Below are 11,076 nucleotides of genomic sequence, written 5' to 3' on the forward strand. Positions count from 1 at the left end.
GGTCACCCGGTCCTGGCCGACCACGTCGTCCCATACCGCCATCGCTGCCCGCCGCTCCTGTCCGTTCCGTACGCCGTACCGCGCGGGGCCGTACGCCTTGCCGTGCCGCACGGCGCTTCGTCCGGGGCGGGCCGTCCCGCCCGCGCCCGGCGTCCGCACGACTGCCCGCGCTCACCCCATTGTGGTGCACCCCACCGACAACCGGCGCCGACGATCAAGGGCGGGACGACGCACCGTCCCGCCCCCCTACCGATCGCCGGCCCCTACCGCCCGCGCCCTCCGCCGCCGTGGTCCTCGCGTTCCTGGTCGTCGTCCGCGTGGCGGGGGCCGAGGAGTTCGTCGGCGAGGGTGGGCAGGTCGTCCAGGGGGGTCTCCTCGGCCCACTCCGGGCGGCGGCGGGTGCGGCGCGGCTGCTCGGCGGGGGTGGCCGCCCCGGGGTCGATCTGCGGGAGTTCGCGGGTGCGCTCGATGCCCGACTCGGCGGGCGTCCGGGGGGACGCGGTGAAGCCGCGCCGGTCGCCGGAGGCCGCGCCGGTGCTCCCGGAGGCGGCGCCGTCGCGGAACATCCACGACGGGACCCGGTCGGCGGGGTCGCCGGCCGACGCGTACGGGGCGCGGTGCGCGGCGTCGGGGCCGGCGGGGGCGAAGGACGGCAGGACGGCCGTCTCCTCGGCGTCCGTACCGGGGACGCGCGGCAGGACGGCGGTCTCCTCCGCCGCCGCGCCCGGCGTGTACCGGGCCTGGGGGCCGTCGGGCGTCCCCGGGCGCGGGAGGGAGGCGGTCCGCTCACCGTCGGAGCCGGTGCCGGTACCGGGCCGGGGGCCGGTGTCCCCGCCCCCGGGCTCCTCGTCCGCCACCCGCTTGCGCAGGTCCGTGACCGGGGTCTCGGTCGTCGGGGCCTCGGCCGCCGCCCTGGCCTCCTCCGCCTTCCTGGCCTCGGCGGCGCCCCCCGCTTCGGCCGCCGCCACGCGGGCCTGCTCGGCGCGCAGCAGCGCCTCCTCGGCCTTGCGCTGCTTCTCGCGGCGGCGCTCCGCGGCCTCCTGGCGCAGCCGGGCCTCCTCGGCGGCGCGCTTGCGCAGCCGCTCCTGCTCCTCGGCGCGGGTCTTCTCCTCCGCCTCGCGGCGCTTGCGTTCGGCCTCCGCCGCCTCGCGGGCCTCCTCGGCGCGGCGGCGTGCCTCCTCCGCCTGGCGGGCGGCCTCGCGGGCCTTGGCCTCCTCGGCCTCCCGCTCGGCCTCGCGGCGCTTGCGTTCGGCCTCCTCGGCGCGCAGCTTGGCGAGCTGGGCCTGCCGCTCGCGCTCCTGGCGCTCCTCCTCGGCCTTGCGCGCGGCCTCTTCCTCGGCCTTGCGCCGTGCCTCCGCCTCGGCGGCCTTGCGGGCCTCCTCGCGGGCCTTGATCTCGGACTCCGAGAGCGGCAGGACCTCGTCGAGGCGGTGCCGTACGACGGTGGTGACGGCCTCGGGCTCCTGGCCCGCGTCGATGACCAGGTAGCGGGCGGGGTCGGCGGCGGCGAGCGCGAGGAATCCGGCGCGTACGCGGTCGTGGAACTCGGCGGGCTCGGACTCCATCCGGTCCGGTGCCTCGGTGAACCGTTCGCGGGCCGTCTGCGGGGAGACGTCCAGCAGGACGGTCAGGTGCGGGACGAGGCCGCCGGTGGCCCAGCGGGAGATCCGGGCGATCTCGGTGGGGGCGAGGTTGCGTCCGGCGCCCTGGTAGGCGACGGAGGAGTCGATGTAGCGGTCGGTGATGACGACGGCGCCGCGTTCGAGGGCGGGGCGGATGACGCTGTTGACGTGCTCGGCGCGGTCGGCGGCGAACATCAGGGCCTCGGCGCGGTCCGAGATGCCGGTGGTGGAGACGTCCAGGATGATCGAGCGCAGCCGCTTGCCGATGGCGGTGGCGCCCGGCTCGCGGGTGACGACGACCTCGTGGCCCTTGCCGCGGATCCACTCGGCGAGCGCCTCGACCTGGGTGGACTTCCCCGCGCCGTCGCCGCCCTCCAGGGCGATGAAGAAGCCGGTGGGGGCGGGTGCCTCGACGGGGTCGCCGCCGCGCAGCGCCTCGCGCAGATCGCGGCGCAGCGGTACGCCGTGCCGGTCGTCGACCTTGCCGAGCACCCAGGCGGCGACGGGCAGTAGCAGCGCGCCGGTGAGCATCAGGGTGAAGGCGGCGCCGCCGTGGTCGAAGGAGAAGGTGCCGTTGCCGACGCGGTGCGGGCCGATGAGGGCGGCGAGCAGCGGCGCGACGACGACGGCGAGGGCGACGGTGACGCGGACGACGGCGTGCAGATGCCCGGTCGTCCGGGCGATGCGGGACTCCTCGGTCTCCTGCTCCAGCAGGACGTGTCCGGTGTTGGCGGCGACCCCGGCGGCGGTCCCGGCGGCCAGCGCCAGCAGCAGCACCGTCGTGGTGTCCGTGACCAGGCCCATGACCAGCAGCGCCAGCCCGGTGGCGGCGACGGAGAGGGCCAGCAGCCGGCGGCGGGACAGGCCCGGCAGGATGCGGCGGGCGCCGCGGATGCCGGCGACGGGGCCGGCGGTCAGCGCGAGGACCACCAGGGCGTAGGTGACGGGGCCGCCGGCCAGGTCGAGGGCCTGGAGGACGGCGAGGGAGGCGGCGGCCCCGATCGCGGCGGCGACCGCGGCGCAGGCGAGGACCAGCAGCGGCACCGCGCCCGTGCGTCCCCGCTCGGCGACGGCGCCGGTCCTGGGCCGGCGCAGGCCCTCCAGCGGGGAGTGCGGCCGGGGCGTCCTGGCGTCGGGCAGCCGGCTGAGGGCGAGGGTCGTCAGGGACGCGCCGAACAGTCCGGCGGCGACATAGGCGCCGAGCGCGGCCTGGTGGGTGTCGAACCAGGTGACACCGGCGGCCAGCAGCTTGCCGGCGAGTCCGGCGACGACCAGGGTGGCGGCCGCGAGGGGCAGGGAGACGAAGGCGGTGCGCAGCGAGAGGCGGTGCAGCGCCTCCAGGTTGTCGGGCAGCGGGCGCACGGCGGCGCCCTCCGGGGGCGGTGCGGGCAGCAGGCCCGGGGCGGCGCCCTCGTACGTGACGGTGCGGACCCGTTCGGCGACGCCGGTGACGAAGACGGTGACCAGCAGCCAGGCGAGCGCGTTGCCGCCGGTCCAGTCGAGCCACAGCGGCGCGACGACCATCAGCGCGAGCCGTACGGCGTCCGCGCCGATCATCGTCCAGCGCCGGTCGAGCGGCCCGGAGGACGCGGTGAGCGCGGAGAGCGGGCCCAGCAGGACGGCGCCGAAGAGGAGCGCCGCGAGCATGCGGACGGCGAAGACCACCGTGACCGCGAGCGCGGCACCGCGATAGCCGCCGCCGAAGGCGGCCTCGCCGCCGGCCGGGGCGTACAGCGCCGCCTGGAGGCAGAGCACCACCAGGACGAACAGGGACAGGGCATCGCCGATGCCCCCGACGAACTGTGCGCTCCACAGCCGCTTCAGTGGGGGGAAGCGGAGCAGGGCTCGTACGGCGCGGTCGCGGGAGTCCGCGGCTAGGGCGCCTGATGTGGGGGTCACGACCGTTGGCTGCTCGGCACGCGTCATCCTGCCAGCCTATCGGGACGAGGGCCCGAGGCGGAGTCTCGCCCGAACGCGCGGACGAGTGATGATGCGTGGCGTGGGGCGCGAGCGGGGGCTCGGGCGCCCCCGCTCGCCGCCCGGTCAGTCCTCGGCCGGTGCCGCCTTGGCCGCCGCGGTCTTCTTGGCGGCCGTCTTCTTCGCGGCGGTGGTCTTCTTCGCCACCGTGGTCTTCTTGGCCGCGGTCTTCTTCGCGGCCGTCTTCTTCGCCGGCGCCTTCTTCGCCGCCTTCTTGGCGGTCTTCTTCGCCGGGCCCTTGGCGCGCTTTTCGGCCAGCAGCTCGTAGCCGCGCTCGGGGGTGATCGTCTCGACGTCGTCGTCCCGCCGCAGCGTCGCGTTGGTCTCGCCGTCGGTGACGTACGGGCCGAAGCGGCCGTCCTTGACCACCACGGGCTTCCCGCTGACCGGGTCGGTGCCCAGCTCCTTCAGCGGCGGCTTGGCGGCGGCCCGGCCGCGCTGCTTGGGCTGTGCGTAGATCGCCAGGGCCTGCTCCAGCGTGATGCCGAAGATCTGGTCCTCGCTCTCCAGGGAGCGCGAGTCGGTGCCCTTCTTGAGGTACGGGCCGTAGCGGCCGTTCTGCGCGGTGATCTCGACGCCCTCGGCGTCGGTGCCGACGACCCGGGGCAGCGACATCAGCTTGAGCGCGTCGTCCAGCGTGACCGTGTCGAGGGACATCGACTTGAAGAGGGAGGCGGTGCGCGGCTTGACCGCGTTCTTGCCGGTCTTCGGGGTGCCCTCGGGCAGGATCTCGGTGACGTACGGGCCGTAGCGGCCGTCCTTGGCGACGATCTGGTGGCCGGTCTCCGGGTCGCGGCCCAGCTCGAAGTCGCCGCTGGGCTTGGCGAGCAGTTCCTCGGCCAGTTCGACGGTCAGCTCGTCGGGCGCGAGGTCGGCGGGCACGTCGGCGCGCTGGTGGTCCTCGGCGTCCTTCTCGCCGCGCTCGACGTACGGGCCGTAGCGGCCGACACGCAGGGTGATGCCGTTGCCGACGGGGAAGGAGGAGATCTCCCGGGCGTCGATGGCACCGAGGTCGGTGACGAGGTCCTTGAGGCCGCCGAGGTGGTCGCCGTCGCCGTTGCCGGCGTCGGACGCGGCGCCCTCGGCCTCGCCCTCGCCGAAGTAGAAGCGCCGCAGCCACGGCACGGACTGCGCCTCACCGCGGGCGATGCGGTCGAGGTCGTTCTCCATCTTGGCCGTGAAGTCGTAGTCGACGAGTCGGCCGAAGTGCTTCTCCAGGAGGTTGACCACGGCGAAGGAGAGGAACGAGGGGACGAGCGCGGTGCCCTTCTTGAAGACATAGCCGCGGTCGAGGATCGTGCCGATGATCGAGGCGTAGGTCGAGGGGCGGCCGATCTCCCGCTCCTCCAGTTCCTTGACCAGCGTGGCCTCGGTGTAGCGGGCCGGGGGCTTGGTGGCGTGGCCGTCCGCGGTGATCTCCCGCGCGCTCAGCGCGTCGCCCTCGGCGACCTGCGGCAGCCGCCGCTCGCGGTCGTCCAGCTCGGCGTTGGGGTCGTCGGCGCCCTCGACGTACGCCTTGAGGAAGCCGTGGAAGGTGATGGTCTTGCCGGAGGCGCTGAACTCGGCCTCGCGCCCGTCGGCGGCCCGGCCGCCGATGCGGACGGTGACGGAGTTGCCGGTCGCGTCCTTCATCTGGGAGGCGACGGTCCGCTTCCAGATCAGCTCGTAGAGCTTGAACTGGTCGCCGGTGAGTCCGGTCTCGGCCGGGGTGCGGAAGCGGTCGCCGGAGGGGCGGATCGCCTCGTGCGCCTCCTGGGCGTTCTTGACCTTGCCCGCGTAGGTGCGGGGCTTCTCGGGCAGGTAGCCGGCGCCGTAGAGCTGGGTGACCTGGGCGCGGGCCGCGGCGACCGCGGTGTCCGAGAGCGTGATGGAGTCCGTACGCATATAGGTGATGAAGCCGTTCTCGTACAGCTTCTGGGCCACCTGCATCGTCGCCTTGGCACCGAAGCCGAGCTTGCGGCTGGCCTCCTGCTGGAGGGTGGTGGTGCGGAACGGGGCGTACGGGGAGCGGCGGTAGGGCTTGGACTCGACGGAGCGGACCGCGAAGGCGGTGTCGCCGAGGGCGGCGGCCAGCGCGCGGGCGTTCGCCTCGTCGAGGTGGAGCACCTCGGAGTTCTTCAGCCGGCCGTCGGGGCCGAAGTCGCGGCCCTGGGCGACGCGGCGGCCGTCGACGGAGGCCAGCTTGGCGGTGAGCTGTGCGGGATCACTGGCGTCCCCGGCGCGGCCGGTGGAGAACGTGCCGGTGAGGTCCCAGTACTCGGCGGAGCGGAAGGCGATGCGCTCGCGCTCCCGCTCGACGACGAGGCGGGTCGCGACCGACTGCACCCGGCCCGCGGACAGCCGCGGCATGACCTTCTTCCACAGGACCGGCGAGACCTCGTAGCCGTAGAGGCGGTCGAGGATGCGGCGGGTCTCCTGGGCGTCGACCAGCTTCTTGTTGAGGTCGCGGGGGTGGGCGACGGCCTCGCGGATGGCGTCCTTGGTGATCTCGTGGAAGACCATCCGGTGGACGGGGACCTTCGGCTTGAGGATCTCCTGGAGGTGCCAGGCGATGGCCTCGCCCTCGCGGTCCTCATCGGTGGCGAGGAAGAGTTCGTCGGACTCGGCGAGCAGCTGCTTGAGCTTCTTGACCTGGTCCTTCTTGTCGCTGTTGACGACGTAGATCGGCTGGAACTCGGCGTCGACGTTCACGCCCAGGCGGGCCCAGGGCTCGCCCTTGTACTTCGCCGGGACCTCCGCCGCGCCGTTCGGGAGGTCGCGGATGTGCCCGACACTGGCCTCGACCACATAGCCGGGGCCGAGGTAGCCCTTGATCGTCTTCGCCTTGGCAGGCGACTCGACGATGACGAGTCGGCGGCCGCCGCCTTGTGCGGTCTCGCTGGTCGGGGACAACTTCGCTCTTCTCTCCGGTCGACGCCTGGGGATACCCCCAGGGCTCGGGCGCTGGAGGCGGACACTGCGGTGTCGCTTGACGCTGCGGAGTGTGACGGTACCTCCCGCCCCCCTGTCAAACGGGAAAACCCCGCAACGCCACTCGAACGGTAACCCGACTACATGCCTTCCTGCCGCCCGGACCACCTCCCCGCGTCCTCCGCCCACCGGGGACGATCACCCGGGCCCCTCCCGGGGCGGCCGTCCGGCCGCGGAAAGCCGGTCTTGCCGGTACGGGCCGGTAGGGCTGCTGGCAGGATGGTGCGTGGTACGGCGCCGTGCGGGCGCCGCCCGTCACCGTCGTCACGCACCCTCGGGGGGACTCTCATGGCGCACCAGCACCCCGGACCACCGCAGGAGGAGCCCGGCCGGAACCCGTACGCCGCACCGCCCGGCACGCCGCCGCAGCCGGGGACACCCCCGCCGGCCGCCCCCGGGTACGGCTATCCGCAGGCCGGGCCGCAGCCCGCCTACGGGTACCCGGGTCCCGTGCCGCCGCAGCCCGCCTTCGCGGCCCAGCCGGCGCCGGGGGGCGCGGGGGTCGCGCTGTCGATGGGCGACATCATGGTGTCCGGCGACATGATCGTCACGCCGTCCGGCCAGATCCCGCTGAAGGGCGCGGTGTGGACGGCGACGGACATGTCCCGTACCGAGGAGAAGATCCCCACGCACGCGGTGGTGCTGGCGATCGTCTTCTTCCTCTTCTGTCTGCTCGGTCTGCTCTTCCTGTTGATGAAGGAGCGCACGACGACCGGTTTCGTCCAGATCTCGGTCTCCGGGAGCGGGATGCACCACGCGACGATGGTGCCGGTGCAGTCCCCCGAGCAGGTCATGTACCTGATGAACCAGGTCAACTACGCCCGGTCGCTGAGCGTGTGACCACCGTGGACCCCGCACGCGGCACGGTCCCGTCCCCCGGGCCCGTGCCCGGCCCGCCGTCCGCCGGAGCGGTCCGGCGGCAGACCCTGCGCCGCACCGCCCTCGCCCTCGGCGCGGCACTGCCGCCCGCCGTCTACCTCTGGAACACCAACCCGCACGAACCGGGCCATCTCCTGCCCGGCTGCCCCTTCCGCTGGGCGACCGGCCTGCTGTGCCCGCTGTGCGGCGGCACGCGGATGACGTACGACCTGATGCACGGCGATGTGGCGGCGGCCTTCCACGACAACGCCGCGCTGCTCGCGCTGGGCCTGCCCGCCGCCGCGTTCCTCTCCGGGCGCTGGCTGCTCGCCGGGCTGCGCGGCCGACGGGCCAGTGCCCGGCTGTCGGCGCGCGGCGGCGCGGTGGTGCTCGGCGCGGCCCTGGTGTGGACGGTCGTCCGCAACGTCGTGGCATAGCGGAGCGCCGGTGGCACCGCGTCAGGAGCGCGGCACCACCGGCGGCCGTCGCGCCGTCCGCGCCGTCAGGGCGACGCGGGCGGCGGCGTTCTCAGCGGACGGTGACGGTGATCACCGGCGAGACCGTGGTGTTCACGGCCGTACGGAGCTGGTTGGCGCCCTTGATGCCGAGCTTCACCCGCACCGAGTAGCCGCCCTTGGTGTTGACCGGCACCTGGGCGGGCAGCGAGACCCACTTGGTGCCCTGCTTCTGCTGGACGGTGACCTTGGTGCCCGCCTTGATGCCCTGGGCGGTGCCGGTGATGCGGAACTCCTCCCATGCCGTGACGGCGGAGGTGCTGGCCTTGGCGGTCAGCGAGGCCGGGGCCGGGGCCGTGGCCGCCACCGGGGACGGCTTGTGGAGCTGGTCCGGGGCGGCGAAGGCGGCGGCCGTACCGCCGGCGAGGAGGGAGACTGCCAACACACCGACGGTGGTGAAGCGGACTGCACGGTTCATATCGGATTCCTCACTGGGCGCCTGATTGCTGACCCGAGGGGCGCGGTGGCCCCTCACCCAGGAACACGGGGCACCGGCCGTCCGGGTTGCCTCCGAAGGCCCGTTGAGAACCGCCCGGTGACGATCTGGCCGGATTTCACCGTCCGCCCGTCACCGCCTACGGGGAGGGCGCGCCGGAACCGTCTCGTCCGGCGCACCCGCCCCTCCGTCTCAGTTCCCGGCGCGCACCGGCTCCAGGAAGCCCTGTGCGACGAGCATCCGGATCGACTCCGGGGTGCGGTCGCGCAGCAGCACCGGGTCCTCGCCGACGAGTTGGGCGATCGCGTCCAGGATGCGCCCGGCCGGGAGGGTGCCGTCGCACACCCCGGCGAAGCCCGCGCCGACCGTGTCCACCTTGGTCGCCCGCCGCATACCGCGGTGCTGACGCAGCACCACATGCTCCGGGTCCTCCGCGCCCGGCAGCCCGACCTGCTCCTGCACCACCTCGTCCGCCAGCCGGAAGTACCCGGCGAGCAGCGCCGCGTCGTCGGCGGCGCGCAGCTGGTCCTGCCGCGCGAAGTGGTCCGCGACATACCGGCCGAGCGGCTGTTCCACCGGGTGCGGCCAGTCCTCGACCGTCACGGACGGGTCGTCGGAGCCGGACTTGCGCAGGGTGATCCAGCCGAAGCCGACCGCCGTGGTGCGGCGCGCCTCGAACTCGTCGAGCCAGGCGTCGTAGCGCGCGGCGTACTCCTCGGGCGCGGCGCGGTGGTCACCGCCGTCGCGCAGCCACAGCTCGGCGTACTGCGTGATGTCCTGCACCTCGCGCTGCACGATCCACGCGTCGCAGCCGCGCGGCACCCACGACCGCAGCCGCTCCTGCCAGTCCTCGCCCGCGACGTGCTGCCAGTTGGCCAGCAGCTGGCAGTAGCCGCCGTCGTTGAGGTGGTCCGCGGCCCGCCGCACCAGCGTCCGGCACAGGTCGTCGCCGGCCATCCCGCCGTCCCGGTAGGTGAGCCGGGCGCCGGGCGAGATCACGAACGGCGGGTTGGAGACGATCAGGTCGTACGACGCCTCGCCCACCGGCTCGAACAGCGAGCCCTGGCGCAGCTCGGCCGGGCGGGCCCCGGAGAGCGCCAGCGTCAGCGCGGCGATCCGCAGCGCCCGCGGGTTGACGTCGGTGGCCGTGACCCGGGTGGCGTGCTGGGAGGCGTGCAGCGCCTGGATGCCGGAGCCGGTACCGAGGTCCAGGGCGCTGGTGACGGGTGTGCGGACGGTGATCCCGGCGAGGGTGGTGGAGGCGCCGCCGACGCCGAGCACCAGCTCCGAGCGGTCCACCCCCTCGGGCCCGCGGATGCCGCCCGCGCCGCCGACGGCACAGCCGGGGTCGGAGACGATCCACCAGTCCTGGCCCTCGGGGCCGCCGTACGGGCGGATGTCGACGGTGGCGCGGACCTCGTCGCCGTCCGCGGTCAGCCAGCCGTCGGTGAGGCAGTCGTCCACCGGCAGCACGGCGCGCGCCCGTGCGAGTGGCACCGGGCGCTGGAGCAGGAAGAGGCGCGTCAGCGTCTCCAGCGGGCCGTCGCCACGGGTGGCGCGCAGCGCGGGCACGGTCTCGCTGCGGGCGAGCGCCGCGTAGGCGGGAGCGCCGAGCAGTTCCAGCAGGCCGTCGGCGGTGAAGGACGCGGCGCGCAGTGCGTCGCGCAGCCGGGCGGTGCGGGCGCGGCCGACGGGGTCCTGGTCGTTGGCGGTGGGGAGGTGCGTACTCACACCCCCATTCTCGGGCCCCGCGCACGCGGTCGGCGACGGCCCCGCCGGACCGCCACCGCGGCGCGCTACGCCTTCTTGGTCGGGGCGGCCGAGGGCGCCTGGGACGCGCTCTGGTTCTGGCAGCCCTTCTGGCGGGCCATGGCCTGGCCGACGTCGCCGGACTCCAGCTTCTTGAAGGCCGCCTCGCTCTGCTTGTTGAGCGTGTTGATGCCGTTGGAGAGCGTGCGCAGGCCGTCGGCGAACTTCAGCTTGTCGCCGGTGTTCAGGTCGTCGACGTTCTTCTTCAGCTCCGCGTAGCCCTTGGAGAGCGCCTTGAGTTCCTTGACCGCGTTCTTCTGGGCCTCCTCGCCGCCCTCGCCGGGGGGCGCGCCCGCCTTGTCGAGCGAGCCGGCCAGCGCGGCGTAGGCGTCGGAGATCTTCTGGAAGGCCGCCGCGTCGGTCTGCTGGACCTTCTTGGAGTCCGTGTTGCCGCTGTCGGCCGTCTGCATCGCGGCGTTGGCGTCCTGGATCTTCTTGAACTGTGCCTGCGCGGGGTCGCAGAACCTCTTGGCCCAGTCGTCGAGCTTCTTGCTGCTGTCGTCGCTGCACCCGGTCAGCGCGAGCATCAGTGCCGCACCGCCGGACAGCGCGGCCACAAGCTTCTTGTTCACCGGATCGGTCCCTTCCATGACTCTCGGCCCCGGAACATACACGTCCGTGGCCCCCGGGCCGCGAGCCGGGCGTCCGCCGCCTCCCTGTTTGCTCCGTTTGCACCAGGTGCCGCGGGGCCGTCGCGGCACGGACGACGGCGGGTGGACGGCGCTCCGGATACGCGCCGTCCACCCGCCGTCCGGGCCGTTGTCCGGCCCTTTTCCGGCCGGCGCGGTCAGGACGCCGCGACGGTCTCGGCGGCCGCGGCCTTCTTCCCGGAGTTGTCTTCGTCACCCATCGCGATACCGCGCCGCTTGGAGACGTAGACCGCGCCGAC

Annotated in this window: 7 protein-coding genes; 2 read left to right on the forward strand and 5 right to left on the reverse strand. The window is 74.0% G+C overall.

Annotated elements, in window-relative coordinates; genetic code table 11:
* Nucleotides 1-263: 263 nt before the first annotated feature.
* Together tmk and topA are read right to left on the reverse strand one after the other, a co-directional pair.
* The gene (tmk, locus tag AC51EU_RS20960; RefSeq protein WP_496268550.1) at nt 264-3,548 is read right to left on the reverse strand and encodes a dTMP kinase; all 3,285 of its coding nucleotides are present in this window, start codon (nt 3,546-3,548) and stop codon (nt 264-266) included.
* A 117-nt stretch (nt 3,549-3,665) separates the two neighbouring features.
* Entirely contained in the window at nt 3,666-6,491 is a 2,826-nt protein-coding gene (gene topA / locus AC51EU_RS20965; protein WP_496268551.1) for a type I DNA topoisomerase, read from the reverse strand.
* 366 nt (nt 6,492-6,857) lie between these two features.
* Here topA and AC51EU_RS20970 point away from each other — a divergent pair, with 366 nt between their 5' ends.
* Nucleotides 6,858-7,409 carry a hypothetical protein gene (locus AC51EU_RS20970; protein ID WP_496268552.1) on the forward strand — a complete coding sequence of 184 codons (552 nt, stop codon included), beginning with the start codon at nt 6,858-6,860 and terminating at the stop codon, nt 7,407-7,409.
* Nucleotides 7,406-7,864, forward strand: coding sequence for a DUF2752 domain-containing protein (locus AC51EU_RS20975; RefSeq protein WP_496268553.1), 459 nt, complete (start codon nt 7,406-7,408; stop codon nt 7,862-7,864). The genes AC51EU_RS20970 and AC51EU_RS20975 overlap by 4 nt, the downstream gene beginning before the upstream one ends.
* Nucleotides 7,865-7,955: 91 nt before the next feature.
* Here the strand turns inward: AC51EU_RS20975 and AC51EU_RS20980 are convergent, their stop codons facing one another.
* From AC51EU_RS20980 to AC51EU_RS20990, 3 genes are all read right to left on the reverse strand, one after another.
* Entirely contained in the window at nt 7,956-8,360 is a 405-nt protein-coding gene (locus AC51EU_RS20980; protein WP_496268554.1) for a hypothetical protein, read from the reverse strand.
* Between the two features lie 210 nt (nt 8,361-8,570).
* On the reverse strand, nt 8,571-10,109 hold the full coding sequence (locus AC51EU_RS20985) for a DUF7059 domain-containing protein (RefSeq protein WP_496268555.1): 1,539 nt from the start codon (nt 10,107-10,109) through the stop codon (nt 8,571-8,573).
* A 65-nt stretch (nt 10,110-10,174) separates the two neighbouring features.
* Nucleotides 10,175-10,759, reverse strand: coding sequence for a small secreted protein (locus AC51EU_RS20990; protein WP_496268557.1), 585 nt, complete (start codon nt 10,757-10,759; stop codon nt 10,175-10,177).
* Nucleotides 10,760-11,076 lie beyond the last annotated feature (317 nt).

The organism is Candidatus Streptomyces philanthi, from assembly GCF_059553635.1.